A 19,979-nucleotide genomic window follows, 5' to 3' on the forward strand; every position below is an offset into this window, starting at 1 on the left:
AACTACCAAATTCCGTATTTAGATATTAACTAACATGTTTAACAATAGAAAAATAAGAACGGATTGTTCGTTAAAAAATAACGATAACACCCCGCTCTTATTAGCTATTAATTAATAATAACGCTCTTTATTTCAACGCACCCAACAATCCCATAATCATTCCATAAATAGGGAAAATCAACCACCAAAATTGTTTGAATAACGCTATAAAATCATTTGGCTTCGCTTCATTTACCGTGATATTTTTTTGAAAATCGCGGTCACCTTTAATTAATTCATCCAAACTTACTTCATAAAGTTCGCTCAACTTAATCAAATTTTCGATATCAGGGTACCCGCCACCAACTTCCCATTTTGAAATAGACTGTCGCTTCAAGTTTAAGATGGTCGCCAATTCTTCTTGTGAATAGCCTTCTTTTTCACGCAATAACTTCAATCGTTCCCCAAGATGCATGGTTAATCAACTCCTTATTATTATAGTATTAACTATACTTAATAATTATATTTATTAAAAGAAGCTCATGGTTGCTTAAACGCAACTACTAGTTGCACAGTACCCTTATACCTGATAAATTAGCGATATTCGCGTGCTTGAGGCGCTTGATAATTTTCAATGAATGTTTTAATTTTACTGAGTGAATCTGAGATGCAAATATTATCTCGATCAGTTTGTGATAAAAATCCCGAAGCAACCATCGTATCAAAAAAACTTGCCAATCCATCGTAATAACCAGCTACATTATATAAAACACATGGATTTTGGTGTTGAGCGACACGCCCTAACGAGATTACTTCTGAAATTTCTTCCAATGTGCCTGGCCCTCCTGGAAGGGCAATAAAAACATCAGCCAGATCAATCATGCGAGTTTTGCGCTCCGGCATTGTTTCTACCACCTCTAAAGTCGTTAAATTTTCATGTGCTATCTCACGATCTTTTAAAAATTTAGGCATAATACCCGTGACATTACCGCGACCTTTTAAAATCGTATCAGCAATTATACCCATCAGTCCTACTTTACCGCCACCATAAACCAACTCATAGTTGTTAGCAAGTAACCATTCTCCCAAAGCAATTGTTTGTTCTTTATATATAGGGTTAATACCCTCTGCGGCTCCACAATATACTGCAGCTCTTTTCATATTTTCACTACCTTTTCTGTTGAAATAAGCGCAGGCACTTCCGAAAGTGCCTACGCCTGTATCTTATTAATAAATAAATTATTTATTTTTAGAGATTTTAATAGAAATTTCAATGTATTCTTCTGTTTCATTTTCAATCGTTTCAACTGGAATACCGGTTTTATTTACCAAATCCAATGATTCTTTGATTGTATTAACAGCAATTCTAAAATCACGACTCTTAATTTGACGTTTTTTAGGCGCATTCACCTTATCCAACAGTTTTTGCACACGATTTTCGGTTGCCTTTACAGTGAGTTCGTGTTCGATAATTTCTTTTAATAATTCTGCTTGTTGTGCCTCATCTAATGCGATTAAAGCACGGGCATGGCGCTCTGTAATTTGTTTATTCAAAGCTGCTGTTTGCACCGCTTCACCTAACTTTAGCAAGCGTAATTTATTTGCTACAGTTGATTGACTTTTTCCTAATTGCTTAGCCAACTCACCTTGTGTAATTTGGTGTAAGGCAATTAAACGCTTATAGGCATGTGCTTCTTCAATCGCAGTCAATTCTTCTCGCTGCAAGTTTTCAATCAAGGCAATTGAGGCAACCTCTTTGTCTGATAATTGATTAACAATTGCAGGAACCTTTTCCCACTTCAATAAATTCATCGCACGGAAACGACGTTCACCTGCAATGATTTCGTAACCATCTTCTTTGTACTCTCGCACAATAATAGGTTGAATCAGCCCATGTTCAGCAATAGTCTGTGACAATTCAGCAATTTTTTCTTCATCAAAGACAGCGCGAGGTTGAAAACGATTTGCTATAATTTTTGTAATAGGGAGCTCTTCAACCGTCTGATTATGTGATTCTTCAACAAATTTTTCAATTATTTTTTCTTCTTGTTGACGTGCTTGTTTCTTTCCAAAGCCAAATAAACCCAATGGTCTTCGACTCCTTCCCTCTATCTATAATTAATCTGCCCTTCAACGAATGCTAACGGACGAATTGTTATGCGCTATTATTATATTTTAGCAAACAATCTCTAAAATACAATCTCTCAACTTAAACGTGCAGTCTCTTTTTTTACTCATCTTTCATTCTAGTGTCTATCATACCAAAGTTAATTGCATAACAAAAGCCAAGAACCGATGAGTTCTTGGCTTTTAGTCACTATACAATTGGCATTTTATTTGGTGTTCCAGGTTTGCGTGGGTATTGTTTAGGCGTTTTACGTTTTTTAGCGATGGTAACAACATGACGCTCAGCCTCTTCAACGGGCAGCATGAAGGCCTCATCACTCAATAACTCTCCACCTAATACCTTTATACCCTTTTTAGCATCAACCATCTCTGCTGCTGTGTGAGCCGCTTTAAGCGCAACAAAATGTCCGCGCAATTTAACAAGTGGTAAACACAATTCAGCTAAAACACTCATTCTAGCCACAGCTCGGGCGGTTACAATATCAAATTGCTCACGATATTGTTTATTTTGACCAAATGTTTCCGCGCGATCATGCACAAAATAAACATCCTTTAATCCTAATTCACTTGCAAGATGGTTAAGGAACGTAATACGTTTATTTAATGAATCAACAATTGTTACTTTTAGTTGCGGGAAAGCAATTTTAATTGGAAGGCTAGGGAAACCAGCTCCAGCTCCTACATCGCATAAGCTAACAGATTGATCCATATCATAATAAAAGGCTAAGGTAATTGAATCATAAAAGTGTTTAAGATAAATTTCCTCTGGATCAGTAATAGCTGTGAGATTCATTTTTTCATTCCACTCCACTAATACCTCCGCATATACTTGATATTGTTTCATTTGCTCATCTGATAATGCGATGCCTTTTTCCAACAAAGCTTCACGGAATTGTTCTGGGTTCACTTTATTCTTCGCCTCCAACTCTTACTAGTTTACCTTGCTCCAAATACACCATCAAAATTGATACATCTGCAGGGTTCACACCTGAAATACGACTTGCTTGAGCAAGCGTTAACGGTTGTACTTCTTTAAGATTTTCGCGTGCTTCTGTTGCTAAACCACTAATATAATCATAATCTAAATCCACAGGAATTGTTTTTTGTTCCATGCGTTTAAGTTTATCGACACGTTCTAATGATTTTTTGATATACCCCTCATATTTCACTTGGATTTCTACTTGTTCGGCAACTTCTTCAGTGATATTATCACTTGCTGCTATAACTTCTATTAAGTCTGCATAGGTTACTTCAGGGCGACGTAAAAGATCCCAAGCTAAAATACCATCTTTTAGTAATGAACCCCCGATTTTAGTCATCCAGGCTTGTACTTCTGCAGTTGGTTTTACACGAATTGATTTGAGTCGATCTGACTCCTCAGCAATCTGTGCTTTTTTATTTAAAAAGGCTTGGTAACGTTCTTCTGTAATCAAGCCAATATCATGGCCTTTTTCAGTTAAACGTAAATCAGCATTATCGTGACGTAATAAAAGTCGGTATTCCGCGCGCGATGTTAACAAACGATAAGGTTCTTTCGTCCCTTTTGTTACAAGATCATCAATCATAACACCGATATAACCCTCGCTACGTTTCATAATAAACGGTTCTTTATTTTGAACTGCTAATGCAGCATTAATACCTGCGATAATACCTTGACCAGCCGCTTCTTCATAACCACTTGTACCATTGATTTGACCCGCTGTATACAGGTTTTTAATCCGTTTCGTTTCTAGTGTTGGCCACAATTGCGTCGGTGCCACTGCATCGTATTCAATTGCATAACCTGCACGCATCATTGACGCATTTTCAAGTCCTGGAATAGAATTAAGCATTTTATGTTGCACATCTTCAGGCATACTTGTAGATAGTCCTTGAACATATACTTCTTCTGTATGACGACCTTCTGGTTCCAAGAATATTTGATGGCGCGGTTTATCTGAAAAGCGTACAATTTTATCTTCGATTGATGGACAGTAACGCGGCCCACTTCCTTCAATAATACCCGTGAACATTGGCGCACGATGAAGGTTCGCTTTAATAATTTCATGTGTTTCTTCAGTTGTATAAGTTAACCAGCAAGGGATTTGATCGGTGATAAATTTAGTTGTTTCGTAACTAAAGCCGCGATGATCTTCATCACCTGGTTGTATCTCTGTTTGTGAATAATCGATTGATGTCGATTTCACACGTGGTGGTGTCCCTGTTTTCAAGCGTAACAAGTCAAATCCAAGTGTCTCTAATTGTTTAGAAAGAGCCACTGACGGTTGTTGGTTATTTGGACCACTTGAATATTTAATATCGCCAATAATGATTTCACCACGTGAGTATGTTCCCGTTGTAATAATGACTGTTTTTCCACGGTAAATACCACCTGTTTGTGTAATGACACCTGTTACAACATCATCTTCGATAATCAATTCATCTACTAAACCTTGGCGCAATGTAATATTATCTTCTTTTTCAATTGTGTGCTTCATTTCATATTGGTAGTCCCATTTGTCAGCTTGTGCACGTAAGGCACGAACTGCAGGACCTTTCCCAGTATTTAGCATACGCATTTGAATATATGTTTTATCGATATTACGACCCATTTCGCCACCTAAGGCATCAATTTCACGGACAACCACACCTTTAGCAGGCCCTCCGATTGAGGGGTTACACGGCATAAAACCAATCATATCGAGATTGATTGTAACCATCAATGTTTTACAGCCCATACGCGCTGCAGCTAATCCCGCTTCAACACCTGCGTGTCCTGAACCAACAACAATGACATCATAATTTCCAGCTTCATAAGTTTGCATTTTTTTACATCCCTTCCTTACTTCCCTAAACAAAATTGTGAGAATAATTGATCTAATAATTCATCTTGAACGGCATCCCCAGTAATTTCACCAAGCAACGTCCAAGCTTGTGTCATATCCATTTGTACTAAATCGACCGGCATATCATTCGCTAAACCATTTAACACCTCGTCAAAAGCAGCCACTGTTTTGTTCAGTAAAGCAACATGACGTGTATTGGAAACATAAGTAGCATCTTCACTTACAACAGCGCCTGAGAAAAAGAAATCTGCAATTGCTTGCTCTAGTTGATCGATGCCTTCTTGTGTCTCTAATGATATTTTAACGACTGGATTGCCTTGTGCCAATTCAGTAATACGCGCTTCATCAACCACAGTAGGTAAATCTGTTTTATTAAGAATAACAACGAACGGTTGATGTGATGCTGCTTCAAATAATGCCTCATCTTCAATACTTAACGGTTCTGCTTGGTTGATAACAAGCAATATAAAGCTTGCGTCCGACAGTGCTTGGCGCGAACGTTCAACACCGATTTTCTCAACGATATCCTCTGTTTCACGAATACCAGCTGTATCAACTAATTTAAGCGGTACACCTTTAACATTGACGTATTCTTCCACAATATCACGCGTCGTACCTGCGATGTTCGTCACAATCGCTTTATCTTCTTGAATCAATTGGTTTAGCAATGATGATTTCCCTACATTTGGGCGACCGATGATAGCTGTTGATAAACCATCACGTAAAATTTTACCTTGTTGCGCTGTCTCAAGTAACTGCAATACGTAGCCTTTTACCTCTGTCGCTTTTTCCAACAACATACGTTGCGTCATCTCTTCAACATCATCATATTCTGGGTAATCAATATTCACTTCAACTTGTGCCAATACGTCTAAAATTTCACGACGTAAACTGCGGATCAAGCGGCTTAAGTTTCCATCCATTTGTTTCAATGCCAAACCCATTGCTCGATCAGTTTTAGCTCGAATTAAATCCATAACTGCTTCCGCCTGAGATAAATCAATTCGTCCATTGAGAAACGCTCGTTTCGTAAATTCACCAGGCTCAGCTAGGCGTGCACCCAACTGTAATATCAATTGTAAAACACGGTTAACAGCTACAATACCACCATGTGTGTTAATTTCTACGCAATCTTCACGTGTAAATGTTTTTGGTGCTCGCAAAACAGTCACCATTACCTCATCAATCATTTCATTTGTTTGAGGATTTACAATATGACCATAATGAATCGTATGTGAATCAACCATTTCTAATGATTTTTTCCCAGCTTGATAAGCCTTATTTACAATCGCAACCGCATCATCGCCACTCACTCGAATAATTGAAATTGCCCCCTCACCCGGTGGTGTTGAAATCGCTGCAATCGTATCAAATTCTAACATTTTTTGTCGCCCCTTTCTTTTTTTGCACAAAATAAAAAGCCAAAAATACCCAATGTAGTTTTAGCTCAACAACACAGGTTTAAAAGATCATAAGCAAAAAGAACAAACGTTATAACAGAGCGTATACCCGTTAAACATTAGTTGTCTTTGACTTATCCACATCTTTCACCTGTAGATATATTCAATTATAGTTTCCATTCTATTTTAACTTATCCACATGTGAATAACAAGTGGTCTGCGTCCAAAATTGAATGTCAGGCCTAAAATCCAAGCTACTTTAAGGCTACTAATGGTTTTTAAAGAATAAAAAAACGTTAGAACCTTTTGGCTCTAACGTTTTTCATTAATTAATTATTTTTTCTTTTTTGATTTTGATTTCTTTTTAGTACTTGGTTGTTCTTTCAATGTCAATTGTTCTTCACGACGTTTTTCAGCATCTAATGCAGCTTGTGCTTCAGCCATTTCACGACGGATTTTAAACGGATTATTGATTAACAACGTTTGGAATACCATAAAGATATTACCTATTACCCAGTACAAAGCAAGTGCAGATGGTAATGACCAACCAGCGAATAAAATAAATGCTGGCATAACATATAACATCATACTCATTTGCGAAGCCATCATACCTTCTTGTTTCGGTTGAGACATCATGCTCAACTTAGTAGAGAGGAATGTTGTAATAGCAGCTAAAATTGGTAAAATATGCATATGATCTGCTTGGCCTAAATTGAACCATAAGAATGTTCCTGTTTCTAATACTTCAGTACGTCTAATCGCAGCATAAAGACCAAATAATACAGGCATTTGAATAAGTAATGGTAAACAACCGGCTAACGGATTAACATTATTTTCTTTATATAATGCCATTGTCTCTTGTTGTAGTAACATCTGTGTATCACGATCTTTAGATTTGTATTTAGCTTGGATTTCTTTAATTTTTGGTTGTAATTTCATCATGTTACGTTGGCTACGTAATTGTTTTACCATCAACGGTAAAATCAATAAACGGATAACAATCGTAATCAAAATAATACCCATACCATAGCTATTACCTGCTAAGGCAGATAGCTTCAAGATTAACCAACTAATTGGAAATACAATATAGTGACTCCAAAATCCTGTTGTATTTGCATCTATTGGATTTGACGCTGCTCCTGCTGTTGGCGAACACGCTGATAAAACAAGTACTAATGAAGCGACCATTAATAGTAATAGCCATTTTTTATTTGCTTTCACTCAATAAATCCCCCTTATCCAAAACCTATCTATTTTATAGATATATTATTTAGAACGGTGTTGGTACACCTTTGCTAATTTCAATACATGTTCGAGACTCGATTTCATCTCATGGTAAGTCATAGTGGCCGCCGGATTTCTGGCGATAATAACAATATCAACATCATGTTTAATCAACTGGTTTGCATCAAATTCCATCATTACATGACGCAAGCAGCGTTTAATGTAATTTCGTAGATGCGCGTCGCCTAATTTTTTGCTAACTGATAACCCAACTCTAAAATGAGCTTGATCTTTTTTCGGATAGCTATAAATAACAAATTGGCGGTTGGCAGTCGAATGTCCATGTTTGAAAATTGTTTGAAAATCTTCATTACGTTTAATACGATTTGCTTTTTTCATTAATTCTTATCAACACCACCTGTTTACTAAAAAGTTGTGCACTCATAAATATGTCAAACTAGGTCTATTATAGCTGAATTTCTCTTAAAAAAAAACAGATATAGCCTCATTTGAATATTATTTTATATCTGCGTTGTATTATCTTTGACAAATATTACTGTAAACAAACGCTACTTTGCTAAATTAATTCAAAAAAAAACCACTGAGACAACTCAGTGGGTCTTATTATGCTGATAAGACTTTACGTCCTTTACGACGACGAGCAGCTAATACACGACGACCGTTTTTTGAACTCATACGTGCACGGAAACCGTGAACTTTAGAATGTTTACGTTTTTTTGGTTGGTAAGTTTGTTTCATATCCAACACCTCCTCAAAATCTAAATTCCAAAAGTGTCATAATACTGATTAAAATGACATACTAGGTAATTATAGTAGATAAGTGGCATTGTTGTCAATCGAATTCGAATAAACCTTTAGTGAAAATAATTTATTAAATTGATAAAATACAGATTTTCTTCTATATAATACTACTTCTTTCTGTTGTAAAAATTTTCAAGATTTTTAATTTTTATCTGCCTCTTTATTTTCAACTTGAATTTTTCATTAAAAAATCTTTGTTTCTTTTTAACTTAAACGTATTTCCTCCTTAATTAAGTTATCCACAGTTATTTTTGTTTCCGTCCTCTTTTTATTTGTGCACATATTAGTCCTTAATTATCCACAAAGGTATTTAATAACTTTTTTTACTTTTTATTTTATGCATGCTTATGGACAGCTTATCCCCATAGCCCACCGTTGTGGATAACAGTTATCAACAGGTGTATATGTTTGTGAACAATCATTTACTGCACTTGATAGCAAAGACGTTTTCTGATAAACTAAGAAAGATATAAAAGCTAAATAAGGCTGTGGATAAAAATAGTTGTCCACATTCTGTGCATAACTTGTGGATAACATTATTCAGCGTTGTTCACTTTTTTTGTCCACAGCTGTGGATAATGTGTACAGATCATGCAACATTTTTCTATAACGTCTTAAGCTTTATTTATATAGGCTACAACTTTGCAGGGGGAAAATAATTTATGCCAGACATAACTCAAATTTGGTTTGAGGCATCGAGTAAGATGCAACACTATTTAAGTGGACCAAGTTATGAAACTTGGATTAAACCATCCAAACCCATTAGTATTGAAGGGAATACATTTACTATATCTACTCCAGAAAAATTCATGCAAGAACGCTTAAGAGCAAATTATGTGGATATTATTTCTGAAATTATTGAAGGTGTCACTGGCCAACGCTTTAGCATTCGTGTCATTGTGGAAGGCGAAGAAAATGATGCCTCTGCTTCAGACAATACAAAAGCGGTAACAGAGTCCCGTGCAGATTATAAACAACACGGTGAACTCAATCTTAATCCTAAATACGATTTTGATTCTTTTGTTATTGGTAGCGGTAATCGTTTTGCTCATGCAGCTTCATTGGCTGTAGCGGAAGCACCAGGTAAAGCTTATAATCCATTGTTTCTTTATGGTGGTGTTGGCTTAGGTAAAACCCATTTAATGCACGCTATTGGTCATTATGTGCTAGAGCATAATCCCAATTCACGAGTGCTTTATTTATCATCTGAAAAATTCACAAATGAGTTTATTAACTCTATACGTGATAACCGCGCAGAAGAATTTCGTAATAAATACCGGAATGTTGATATTTTATTGATTGATGATATTCAATTTATTGCAGGTAAAGAACAAACTCAGGAAGAATTTTTCCATACGTTTAACGCTTTATATGAAGAGCAAAAACAGATTATCATCTCTAGTGATCGTCCACCTAAAGAAATTCCAACTTTAGAAGATCGTTTACGTTCTCGTTTTGAGTGGGGGCTTATCACAGATATTACCCCGCCAGATTTAGAAACGCGAATTGCAATATTACGTAAAAAAGCGGATACTGATAGCTTAGATATTCCTAATGAAGTGATGCTTTACATTGCAAATCAAATCGATACCAATATTCGTGAGCTTGAAGGTGCTTTAATTCGCGTTGTGGCTTACTCATCACTTGTTAATAAAACGATTGATGCTAGCCTTGCAGCAGAAGCATTAAAAGACATTATCCCAAATGCTGCTCCAAAAATTATTACTATTGCTTCGATTCAAAAAGAGGTAGGCGAGTTTTATCATGTAAAACTTGAAGATTTTAAAGCAAAAAAAAGAACGCAGTCTATTGTATTCCCTCGACAAATAGCAATGTATCTTTCAAGGGAACTAACTGATTCATCATTGCCAAAAATTGGTGAAGAATTTGGTGGGCGAGATCATACAACTGTCATTCATGCCCATGAAAAAATTTCAACTAAACTTAAAACTGATGAAAAACTAAGACGCGAATTAGAGTCAATTAGTAAGACTTTAAAGGTATAAGCATGCTTTTCTCCCTGTGTATAACTCATGATTTTCATGCACGTCCATCCACAGGTTATTAAAGGCTCTAACTTTTGACGCTCTAAGTACTAAAGGACTTATCCACATATCCACAGGCCCTACTACTACTACTAACTTAATTATTAATATATAAAAGGAGATTCTTCCATGAAAATTACAATTAAACGTGATTATTTAATTCAAGCCCTTAACGAGGTAACACGAGCAATTTCATCAAGAACAGCAATTCCAATATTAACAGGTATCAAACTAACGATTAATGATGAAGGTGCTATTTTAACAGGTAGTGATTCTGATATTTCGATTGAAGCTTTTATTCCTTTAGAAAAAGACGATGAACAATTGATCACTGTTGAAAAGTACGGTAGCATCGTTTTGCCGTCACGTTACGTGACAGACATTGTTAAACGTTTACCTAACGATGAAGTTTCCATTGAAGTAACAGAAGGTTTCCAAACATTGATTACTTCTGGAACAGCTTCTTTTACATTAAACGGTTTAGATGCAAACGATTATCCACAATTACCTGAAATTGGAAATGCACCGACATTAAAAATTCCAGCAGATATGTTGAAAAATTTAATTCGTCAAACAGCCTTTGCTGTAAGTACTGTTGAAGTACGACCAGTATTAACAGGTGTTAACTGGATTTTAAAAGAAGGAACATTATTATCTGTTGCAACTGACTCACATCGTTTAGCATTACGTAAAATTAATGTTGATTTACCTGAAGAAGCGAAGTTCAATATCGTTATCCCTGGTAAAAGCTTAACTGAATTGAATAAAATTTTAGATGATACTACTGAAAAAGTAGAAGTAGTTGTTAATAACAATCAAATCCTTTTCAAAGTAACAGATGTTTTATTCTATTCTCGTCTTTTAGAAGGGAATTATCCTGATACAACACGTCTTATTCCAACATCAAATACAACAACAGTTGCGATTGCAGCTAAAAGTTTATTACAAGCAATTGATCGTGCCTCATTATTAGCACGTGATAATCGTAATAATGTTATTAAATTAGTTTCAACGGATAATAAAGAAATTGAAATTTCATCAAACTCACCAGAAGTAGGTAATGTTAGTGAAGATTTAATTCCTGTTAGTTTTGAAGGTGAATCAATTTTAATCTCATTTAACGGTAAATATATGATTGATGCGTTACGCGTGTTTGAAAATCAAGATGTTAAAATCGAGTTCTCTGGTTCAATGCATCAATTTGTGATCCGTCCAGTTGATCATGAAGAGGGCAACGATATTTTACAGCTGATTACACCGGTTCGTACATTCTAAACAATCTAATAAACGACAAAAAAAGTTATCCACATGTGGGTAACTTTTTTTGTGTTCTAAAAGCGTTATACGCGATTTAAAGTAAAAGTAAGGACCTAAGCTCTAATGTGATTAAAATAAGAATTTAGAAGTCTCTGAGCGCTGTATGGCCTCATTTTTACAGCAGTGTTAAGAATTTACTATTTACTTTGCTATCTCTAAATGAGTTAACAAACTGTCTCTAATAAAGAACTTGCAGTTTCAGTAATAAAAAAGCGTTTTAGATGACTATAAAAAACATATAAATTAAAGGATAAAACAAGCATAACGAACACGTTAATCCACTTATAAAAAACATTATTCTTTGTATTACGACTAAAGACCATAGGCAATGTTAATAAACCAAATGGTGCGATTGGGATAGATATTATCATGATAATGGCTAATAACCAACTTTCATCAGCGTTTTTAGAAATTGTTACTTTATTTTCTGTTTGTTCTTCTTTTGTTAAATCAGCAATGGATAGTTCATAAAAAGCACTTAATTTTTTTAAAGTTTCAATGTTCGGAGTACCTGTGCCATTTTCCCATTTCGAAAGAGACTGTCGTGAAAAATTGAGTGCATCAGCAACTTCTTGTTGTGTTATTTTTTTTCGTTTACGCGCTTTTTTCAGTCGATTAGCCAGCATAATATCGCTCCTTAAAATAAAAAATGAAGTTATCTTTATTATAACAAAGACAACTTCATTTTTTACTAGTTAATTTGACTAAAAAATGTTATTTCCCCCAAATTTAAAAATCACTTTATTTTTAGGTAAATAAGAAATACGCGTTCATATTTTTTTACTTCAGAATCAATATTGTTTTCATCAAAAGTGAATGTATTGTGTATTTTATTGGAAAATGCAATTGTTCCTAATAAGTTTTCACCTTTTTTTAATGTTTCTTTCCCTGCAAAAATACTGCTTTTATTTTTATAGACTTGGTTAGCTAAGGTGATATCGCTTAAAGAGATGTATTCTTTAGCGCTAATACCATATCTAAAATATTCTTTGTTCTCTTCAGAAAGAGTCCCTATAAAGAGACTGTCTGTTACACCTGAAAAGGTATGAGTATCTGCTTCTTGTTTAACACCATTTTGATAGCTAATAGTATAAACTTCAAGATCTAATGGTTTACTTAATTTATAAGTGGTAAGATCATCGAATAAAAATTCAAACGAGCTGTCTTTAACTGTTTTGATGGTAATTTCATTAGCATCTTTCTTAGCTTCGTCTTTATTGACAGTCTGAAAAATAATAGTTGCTACCCCGATAACGATTATTACAGAGCATAGTATAATTAATAAACGACGCATTTAGTATCAATCCCATCTTTGTTTATTTTATAATTTAAATATACATGTATTAAATAAAAAGTAACGCACCAAATAGTAGCAATACTACTTTACATAATGGCATTGGTGTTGCACTGCAGAGATAAAAGGTAATAACCTTTTAAAAGTTATAAAATAAAATTAGTATTTTTAATAGATATTTCCTCGGAAATACAAATTTTTCGCTTTAAAAGGCGTAAGCAAACCGGTAGCAAACAATTCTTTCTTGCTATGTAGTTTGAAATAGCAGACGATATTAACAGATAAAGGAGTGTGACTATGAATAACTTTGGTGAGAAGTTAAAAATGTTACGGGAACAAAATGACATTACACAAGAGGAAGTCTCTCAAAAATTAAACGTCACAAGACAATCTGTTTCCAATTGGGAAAACAATAAAAATTATCCAGACCTAACGACCTTAGTAACTCTTAGTCAGCTCTATAATATTTCTTTAGATGATTTACTTAAAGATGAAAATAACGTGGTTAAATCCATGAAAACTGAATTGAATTCATATCGTTCTTCAGAATTAATAAAGCTGATTATTTTTTCGGTACTAGCATTTTTATTACCCATTATCGGTATTGTATTTGGCATTCTTTTGCTTTGTACTAAGAAAAGAGTTGAATATTATAGAATAGCTAAAATAATCGGTACAATTAGTTTGATATGGCAAGCTGTTCCAATTGTTCTTGCTGTAATAAATTACAGTACCTTCTAAATTGAACGTAAAAAGTACTGAAATGTGAAATTAAGTTAATTTGCCCCTTATTTTCCTTGTAACAAATTTTTAAACTATCGTGTATATCTCTATATACAGTCATAAAAACAGCATATTGCTGTTTTTTTTGACGTTTATTTGTAATCGCCTATGAAATCTAGTAAAATAGAAGTATGAATTACTAAACTCGAGGTGAGATAAATTGGAAAAAGTAAATATCAATACAGAATATATTACACTAGGCCAAATGCTGAAAATTACTGACATCATTTCTTCAGGTGGTATGGCCAAATGGTTTTTAAGCGAGCATGAAATCAATGTGAATGGCGAACCTGACAACCGTCGTGGTCGTAAGCTTTATCCTAATGATAAAATAGAGGTTATTGGCTTCGGAGAATACCAAATTTTTCAAGCTGACTGAGAGGGGCAATTATGTTTCTAGAAACGATGAGTATTGATCATTTTCGAAATTATGATCATGCCGAACTGGAATTTGGTCAAGATGTCACTTTATTTCTAGGGCAAAATGCGCAAGGGAAAACCAATGTGCTCGAAGCGATTTATACTTTGGCAATGGCTAAATCTCACCGTACGACAACAGATAAAGATTTAATACAATGGCAAGCGGAGTATGCTAAAATAGAAGGTAGAGTCCGTAAGCGCGGACAGTCTGTACCAATGAGTCTTATCGTTACTAATAAAGGGAAAAAAGCAAAAGTGAATCATCTGGAGCAAAAGCGATTAAGCAATTATATCGGTCATTTAAACGTTGTTATGTTTGCACCAGAAGATCTTTCATTAGTAAAAGGCTCACCAAGCGTTCGACGTCGTTTTATCGATATGGAACTCGGTCAGATGTTACCAATCTATCTATACGATTTAACGCAATTCCAGCGAATATTACAACAACGCAATCATTATCTCAAAAGATTACAGACACGCAAAACGACAGACACAACAATGCTTGATGTCTTGGATGAACAATACAGTGAATTAGCAGCTAAAATTACACTGAGACGTCGCGATTTTGTAGTGCAACTATCGGAGTACGCAATCCCTATTCATTCGGAAATCTCACGACAAAAAGAAACGTTAGAGATACATTATGAATCCTCAGTAAAATTACTTGAGGAGGTCGCAAAAGATAAAGAACTTGATGAAGTGCGTGCACAGTTAATCACTGATTTGCAAAGCAAGCGTCAACGTGAAATCGACCGTGGTGTATCTTTAATAGGACCACATCGCGACGATTTAACTTTTATTGTAAACGAGCGTAATGTCCAAGTTTTTGGCTCTCAAGGTCAACAGCGTACAACTGCATTAGCTGTTAAATTAGCAGAAATAGATTTGATTTTTCAAGAAACAAATGAATACCCGCTTTTGTTATTAGATGATGTATTAAGTGAACTTGATGAGCATCGTCAAACACATTTGCTAAACGCAATACAGGGTAAGGTACAAACTTTTGTTACAGCAACAGGAGTAGAAGGCATTCATCACCAAACTTTGGCGGATGCTACTTGCTTTTATGTAGAAGAAGGAACCATTAAAAAAATGGATGAGGTGGATAACGATGACAGATAAACATCTAAATGATATCGATAATAATGGTGGGGATTACGATGCAAGTCAGATTCAAGTATTAGAAGGATTAGAAGCTGTTCGTAAACGTCCAGGTATGTATATTGGATCAACAAGTGCACGTGGACTTCACCATTTAGTTTGGGAAATCGTCGATAATGCAATTGATGAAGCACTGGCAGGTTATTGTGATGAAATACATATTACAATTGAACCAGATAACAGTATTACAGTTGTCGATAATGGTCGTGGAATCCCTGTTGGGATCCAAGAAAAGACGGGTCGACCAGCAGTAGAAGTTATCTTTACAGTCTTACATGCCGGAGGTAAATTCGGTGGTGGTGGATATAAAGTTTCTGGTGGTTTACACGGTGTTGGGGCTTCTGTTGTTAATGCTTTGTCAACAAAATTAGAAGTTACTGTTTCTCGAGATGGCCAGTTGTATTACCAATCATTTGAACGTGGGAAAGTAATGGAAGACATGTCAATCATTGGTGAAACTGAAGGTCGTGGAACAAAAGTCCACTTTTATCCTGATGATGAAATTTTCACTGAAACAACTGACTTTGACTTTGATACATTAGCAGTTCGTACACGAGAACTTGCTTTCTTAAATAAAGGTTTAACTCTGATTATTGAAGATAAACGTGAGGAAAAACCGGCTAAGAAGAAATATTACTATGAAGGTGGTATTAAATCTTACGTTGAGTTCCTTAATGGGAAAAAAGAATTGTTACATGAAGAACCCATTTATACAGAAGGCGAAAAAGACGGTATAACTGTCGAAGTAGCTATGCAATATAATGGTGGATTTGCTAGCAATATTATGTCGTACGCGAATAATATTCATACGTATGAAGGGGGTACACATGAGTCAGGTTTTAAAATTGCACTGACACGTGTTGTTAACGACTACTCACGTAAGCAAAAATTATTAAAAGAGGCTGAACCAAACTTAACGGGTGACGATATCCGTGAAGGATTGACAGCAATTATTTCAATTAAACACCCTGATCCACAGTTTGAAGGACAAACTAAAACAAAACTGGGGAACTCTGAAACACGTAATATTACAGATCGTTTGTTCTCAGCCGCATTTGAAAAATTCCTCATGGAAAATCCAGATGTAGGTCGCAAAATTGTTGAAAAAGGAATTATCGCTTCTCGTGCAAGAATCGCAGCAAAACGTGCGCGTGAAGTTGCTCGTAAGAAGAGCGGTTTAGAAATATCAAGCTTGCCAGGTAAATTAGCGGATTGTTCATCACGTAAACCTGATTTGAGTGAACTTTTTATCGTCGAGGGTGACTCGGCTGGTGGTTCTGCTAAACAAGGTCGTGATCGTATGTTCCAAGCTATTCTACCTATTCGTGGGAAAATTCTTAACGTTGAGAAAGCAAGTTTAGATCGCATCTTAGCCAACGAAGAAATTCGTACAATATTTACAGCAATGGGAACTGGTTTTGGTGGCGAGTTTGATGTCGCAAAATCACGTTATCATAAATTGGTTATTATGACGGATGCTGATGTAGATGGTGCACATATTAGAACGTTATTATTAACGCTATTTTATCGTTATATGCGCCCACTCATCGAAGCTGGTTATGTTTATATCGCACAACCACCGCTGTATAAGATTGCTTATGGTCGTAAAGAACATTATGTATACAGTGATAAGGAATTAGAAACGTTCTTAGCAACTCTCCCTGAAAACACTAAATATGGCTTACAACGCTATAAAGGTTTAGGAGAGATGAATGCCGAGCAACTATGGGAAACAACAATGGATCCTGAACATCGTGTCTTGTTGCAAGTGAAGTTAGCGGATGCAATTGAAGCAGATGAAACATTTGAGATGTTAATGGGAGATCGCGTAGATCCTCGTCGTCAATTTATCGAAGAAAATGCAGAGTACGTTGATAACCTTGATATTTAAGCATCTATTACCCGGGAAATAGGAGGTTCTGATTCATGTCGGATACACCAGAGCAAAGAGTGGAAGAAGTTAATTTAAGTAAACAAATGAAAACAGCCTTTTTAGATTATGCAATGAGCGTTATTGTAGCACGTGCCTTACCAGATGTTCGTGATGGTTTGAAACCGGTTCACCGTCGTATTCTTTATGCGATGAATGACTTAGGTATGACAAGCGACAAGGCTTATAAAAAGTCTGCACGTATTGTTGGTGAAGTAATCGGTAAGTATCACCCACACGGTGACTCTGCTGTTTATGAAACAATGGTACGTATGGCGCAAGACTTTAGTTATCGTTACATGTTGGTAGATGGTCATGGTAACTTTGGTTCTGTCGATGGTGATTCTGCAGCGGCAATGCGTTATACAGAAGCACGTTTATCTAAAATTTCTAATGAATTATTACGTGACATTAACAAAGACACGATTGATTATGTTGAAAACTTTGATGGCAGTGAAAAAGAACCTGCGATTTTACCCGCACGTTTTCCAAACTTGCTTGTTAACGGTTCGTCAGGTATTGCTGTAGGTATGGCAACAAACATCCCGCCACATCAATTGGGTGAAGTAATTGATGGCGTTTTAGCACTCAGTCATAACTGGGATATCACTATCCCTGAATTAATGGAGCATGTTAAAGGACCTGATTTTCCAACAGCAGGTTACATTATGGGTGCAAGTGGTATTCGTCGTGCGTATGAAACTGGTAAAGGTAGCATTACAATGCGTTCTAAAGTCGAAATTGAAACTAAGCCAAATGGTAAAGAGACAATTATCGTAACGGAATTACCTTATCAAGTAAATAAAGCACGTTTAATTGAGCGTATTGCTGAATTAGCGCGTGAAAAACGTATTGTCGGTATCAGTGATTTAAACGATGAATCAGATCGTACAGGTATGCGTATTGTAATTGAAGTACGTCGCGATGCAAGTGCGAGTGTCATCCTTAATAACCTTTACAAGATGACGGCCTTACAAACAACGTTTGGTATTAATATGTTAGCGTTGGTCAACAACCAGCCAAAAGTATTAAATCTAAAAGAAATGTTATATCACTACTTAAAACATCAAGAAGTTATCGTTAGACGTCGTGTAGAGTTTGATTTACGTCGAGCACAAGCACGTGCACATATTCTTGAAGGATTACGTATTGCTTTAGATAATATCGATGCAATTATTAAATTAATTCGAGCATCATCTTCAGATACGATTGCCAAAGAAGGTTTGATGACTCAATTCAAATTGAGTGATAAACAATCCCAAGCGATTCTAGACATGCGTTTACGCCGTTTAACCGGATTAGAACGCGATAAAATTGAAGAAGAATACCAAAATCTAGTTGCGTTGATGTCCGAGTTAGAAGGCACACTTTCAAGCAAGGAAAATCTTTTACAAGTTATCCGTGAAGAGTTGTTAGAGATTAAAGAACGCTTTAACGATATCCGCCGTACTGAAATCACCGTCGGAGATATTTTATCTGTTGAAGATGAGGATTTAATTGAGCAAGAAGATATTGTCATCACGATTACTAAGAACAACTACATTAAACGTTTGCCAGCATCAACTTATCGTGCGCAAAATCGTGGGGGTCGTGGTGTTCAAGGAATGGCAATTCATGAGGGTGATTTTGTAGAGCAATTACTTGCAACATCGACTCATGATACCATCCTATTCTTCACAAACACAGGTAAAGTATACCGAGCAAAAGGTTACGAAATTCCTGAGTTTAGTAGAACAGCGAAAGGCTTACCGGTTGTGAACTTATTGGGCATTGAAAAAGATGAAGAAATCAGTGCAATGATTTCGATTAAAGATGTACCAGAAGATCACTTTATTTTCTTTGCAACGAAGCAAGGTGTTGTTAAACGAACACAGTTAACACAGTTTGCAAACATCCGTACAAGCGGCTTACGTGCCATCGATTTACGTGAAAACGATGAATTGATTCGTGTGCAAATTACCAATGGTGCAAACCATGTTATTATGGCAACACACTTAGGTCAAAGTATTCACTTTAGTGAAGAGGATGTCCGAATTATGGGACGTACAGCTGCCGGAGTTCGTGGTATCCGCTTAAATGAAGAGGATTACGTTGTCGGGATGGAAGTTGTTAAACCAGAAGATAAAGTTTTAATCGTTACTGAGAATGGTTACGGTAAACAAACACCGATTGCACAATATTCTGTCCAAGGACGTGGTGGTAAAGGTGTTAAAACAGTAAGCATTACAGATAAAAATGGTCCGCTTACAAACATGATTACCGTTCATGGCGAAGAAGACTTGATGATTATGACGGTTGAAGGTATCCTTATTCGTATGTCAGTGGATTCGATTTCTGAAACAAGTCGATCAACAATGGGTGTGCGCTTGATTCGTTTAGATGATAACGATAAAGTTGCAACGATTGCACCGACTGAAAAAGAAGAAGATGAAGTAGTTGAAGATGCTATTGCTGTCGAAGGTGAAGTTACTGAAACAGCAGTGGTAGATGAAGCAGTTACTGAAGAAACGAACACTGATGAACCTAAAACTGAAGAATAAGTAATGAATAAATAAAAGCTGTTTCGACATCTATTGTTGAAATGGCTTTTATTATTTTTTGTAATTGTGTCTAAAATATGAACATGATTGTTAGGAAATAGGGTTGTTATAA

18 protein-coding genes are annotated in these 19,979 nt (G+C 35.8%); 7 read left to right on the forward strand and 11 right to left on the reverse strand.

Annotated features, from left to right (window positions below):
- Positions 1-127: 127 nt before the first annotated feature.
- The 9 genes from IKV95_RS06595 to rpmH form a co-directional block, all read right to left on the reverse strand.
- The gene (locus IKV95_RS06595) at positions 128-454 is read right to left on the reverse strand and encodes a helix-turn-helix domain-containing protein (RefSeq protein WP_029091337.1); all 327 of its coding nucleotides are present in this window, start codon (positions 452-454) and stop codon (positions 128-130) included.
- A 119-nt stretch (positions 455-573) separates the two neighbouring features.
- Positions 574-1,140 (reverse strand): LOG family protein, encoded by a 567-nt coding sequence (locus IKV95_RS06600; protein WP_069119755.1) that lies wholly within the window; start codon positions 1,138-1,140, stop codon positions 574-576.
- 78 nt (positions 1,141-1,218) lie between these two features.
- Positions 1,219-2,067 (reverse strand): nucleoid occlusion protein, encoded by an 849-nt coding sequence (noc, locus tag IKV95_RS06605; protein ID WP_069119756.1) that lies wholly within the window; start codon positions 2,065-2,067, stop codon positions 1,219-1,221.
- 229 nt (positions 2,068-2,296) lie between these two features.
- Positions 2,297-3,013 (reverse strand): 16S rRNA (guanine(527)-N(7))-methyltransferase RsmG, encoded by a 717-nt coding sequence (rsmG, locus tag IKV95_RS06610; RefSeq protein ID WP_029091334.1) that lies wholly within the window; start codon positions 3,011-3,013, stop codon positions 2,297-2,299.
- Between the two features lies 1 nt (position 3,014).
- A complete protein-coding gene (gene mnmG / locus IKV95_RS06615) occupies positions 3,015-4,910 on the reverse strand; it encodes a tRNA uridine-5-carboxymethylaminomethyl(34) synthesis enzyme MnmG (protein ID WP_029091333.1) in 1,896 nt (631 codons plus the stop codon).
- 17 nt (positions 4,911-4,927) lie between these two features.
- Complete coding sequence (gene mnmE / locus IKV95_RS06620) at positions 4,928-6,313, reverse strand: tRNA uridine-5-carboxymethylaminomethyl(34) synthesis GTPase MnmE (RefSeq protein ID WP_069125008.1); 1,386 nt, start codon at positions 6,311-6,313, stop codon at positions 4,928-4,930.
- A 351-nt stretch (positions 6,314-6,664) separates the two neighbouring features.
- The gene (gene yidC, locus IKV95_RS06625; protein ID WP_029091331.1) at positions 6,665-7,552 is read right to left on the reverse strand and encodes a membrane protein insertase YidC; all 888 of its coding nucleotides are present in this window, start codon (positions 7,550-7,552) and stop codon (positions 6,665-6,667) included.
- A gap of 45 nt (positions 7,553-7,597) precedes the next feature.
- Positions 7,598-7,954 (reverse strand): ribonuclease P protein component, encoded by a 357-nt coding sequence (rnpA, locus tag IKV95_RS06630; RefSeq protein ID WP_029091330.1) that lies wholly within the window; start codon positions 7,952-7,954, stop codon positions 7,598-7,600.
- 225 nt (positions 7,955-8,179) lie between these two features.
- On the reverse strand, positions 8,180-8,314 hold the full coding sequence (gene rpmH / locus IKV95_RS06635; RefSeq protein ID WP_029091329.1) for a 50S ribosomal protein L34: 135 nt from the start codon (positions 8,312-8,314) through the stop codon (positions 8,180-8,182).
- Between the two features lie 725 nt (positions 8,315-9,039).
- Here rpmH and dnaA point away from each other — a divergent pair.
- Positions 9,040-10,383 carry a chromosomal replication initiator protein DnaA gene (dnaA, locus tag IKV95_RS06640; protein ID WP_069119759.1) on the forward strand — a complete coding sequence of 448 codons (1,344 nt, stop codon included), beginning with the start codon at positions 9,040-9,042 and terminating at the stop codon, positions 10,381-10,383.
- Between the two features lie 168 nt (positions 10,384-10,551).
- Positions 10,552-11,697, forward strand: a complete 1,146-nt coding sequence (dnaN, locus tag IKV95_RS06645) for a DNA polymerase III subunit beta (protein ID WP_029091327.1) — start codon at positions 10,552-10,554, stop codon at positions 11,695-11,697.
- 206 nt (positions 11,698-11,903) lie between these two features.
- Here the strand turns inward: dnaN and IKV95_RS06650 are convergent, their stop codons facing one another.
- Entirely contained in the window at positions 11,904-12,365 is a 462-nt protein-coding gene (locus tag IKV95_RS06650; RefSeq protein ID WP_051535961.1) for a helix-turn-helix domain-containing protein, read from the reverse strand.
- Positions 12,366-12,475: 110 nt separating this feature from the next.
- Positions 12,476-13,033, reverse strand: coding sequence for a hypothetical protein (locus IKV95_RS06655; RefSeq protein WP_069119766.1), 558 nt, complete (start codon positions 13,031-13,033; stop codon positions 12,476-12,478).
- Positions 13,034-13,330: 297 nt separating this feature from the next.
- Here IKV95_RS06655 and IKV95_RS06660 point away from each other — a divergent pair, with 297 nt between their 5' ends.
- The 5 genes from IKV95_RS06660 to gyrA all read left to right on the forward strand — a co-directional run bounded on the left by IKV95_RS06660 (position 13,331) and on the right by gyrA (position 19,867).
- Entirely contained in the window at positions 13,331-13,774 is a 444-nt protein-coding gene (locus tag IKV95_RS06660; RefSeq protein WP_119904578.1) for a helix-turn-helix domain-containing protein, read from the forward strand.
- Between the two features lie 202 nt (positions 13,775-13,976).
- Complete coding sequence (yaaA, locus tag IKV95_RS06665; protein WP_029091325.1) at positions 13,977-14,195, forward strand: S4 domain-containing protein YaaA; 219 nt, start codon at positions 13,977-13,979, stop codon at positions 14,193-14,195.
- An 11-nt stretch (positions 14,196-14,206) separates the two neighbouring features.
- Complete coding sequence (gene recF / locus IKV95_RS06670) at positions 14,207-15,358, forward strand: DNA replication/repair protein RecF (RefSeq protein WP_069125013.1); 1,152 nt, start codon at positions 14,207-14,209, stop codon at positions 15,356-15,358.
- Positions 15,348-17,288, forward strand: a complete 1,941-nt coding sequence (gene gyrB / locus IKV95_RS06675) for a DNA topoisomerase (ATP-hydrolyzing) subunit B (RefSeq protein WP_029091323.1) — start codon at positions 15,348-15,350, stop codon at positions 17,286-17,288. The genes recF and gyrB overlap by 11 nt, the downstream gene beginning before the upstream one ends.
- A gap of 35 nt (positions 17,289-17,323) precedes the next feature.
- Positions 17,324-19,867 (forward strand): DNA gyrase subunit A, encoded by a 2,544-nt coding sequence (gene gyrA, locus IKV95_RS06680; protein ID WP_029091322.1) that lies wholly within the window; start codon positions 17,324-17,326, stop codon positions 19,865-19,867.
- The last annotated feature ends 112 nt before the right edge of the window (positions 19,868-19,979 follow it).

This window comes from Brochothrix sp. (assembly GCF_017549435.1).
Classification (GTDB): Bacteria; Bacillota; Bacilli; order Lactobacillales; family Listeriaceae; genus Brochothrix; species Brochothrix thermosphacta.

Bases quoted from the DNA above. Each gene is read 5' to 3' on its own strand.
- rpmH (WP_029091329.1), bottom strand. From the start codon at position 8,314: ATGAAACAAACTTACCAACCAAAAAAACGTAAACATTCTAAAGTTCAC.
- rnpA (WP_029091330.1), bottom strand. From the start codon at position 7,954: ATGAAAAAAGCAAATCGTATTAAACGTAATGAAGATTTTCAAACAATT.
- gyrA (WP_029091322.1), top strand. From the start codon at position 17,324: ATGTCGGATACACCAGAGCAAAGAGTGGAAGAAGTTAATTTAAGTAAA.
- recF (WP_069125013.1), top strand. From the start codon at position 14,207: ATGTTTCTAGAAACGATGAGTATTGATCATTTTCGAAATTATGATCAT.
- dnaN (WP_029091327.1), top strand. From the start codon at position 10,552: ATGAAAATTACAATTAAACGTGATTATTTAATTCAAGCCCTTAACGAG.
- mnmG (WP_029091333.1), bottom strand. From the start codon at position 4,910: ATGCAAACTTATGAAGCTGGAAATTATGATGTCATTGTTGTTGGTTCA.
- IKV95_RS06595 (WP_029091337.1), bottom strand. From the start codon at position 454: ATGCATCTTGGGGAACGATTGAAGTTATTGCGTGAAAAAGAAGGCTAT.
- IKV95_RS06600 (WP_069119755.1), bottom strand. From the start codon at position 1,140: ATGAAAAGAGCTGCAGTATATTGTGGAGCCGCAGAGGGTATTAACCCT.
- IKV95_RS06660 (WP_119904578.1), top strand. From the start codon at position 13,331: ATGAATAACTTTGGTGAGAAGTTAAAAATGTTACGGGAACAAAATGAC.
- IKV95_RS06650 (WP_051535961.1), bottom strand. From the start codon at position 12,365: ATGCTGGCTAATCGACTGAAAAAAGCGCGTAAACGAAAAAAAATAACA.
- dnaA (WP_069119759.1), top strand. From the start codon at position 9,040: ATGCCAGACATAACTCAAATTTGGTTTGAGGCATCGAGTAAGATGCAA.
- mnmE (WP_069125008.1), bottom strand. From the start codon at position 6,313: ATGTTAGAATTTGATACGATTGCAGCGATTTCAACACCACCGGGTGAG.
- IKV95_RS06655 (WP_069119766.1), bottom strand. From the start codon at position 13,033: ATGCGTCGTTTATTAATTATACTATGCTCTGTAATAATCGTTATCGGG.
- gyrB (WP_029091323.1), top strand. From the start codon at position 15,348: ATGACAGATAAACATCTAAATGATATCGATAATAATGGTGGGGATTAC.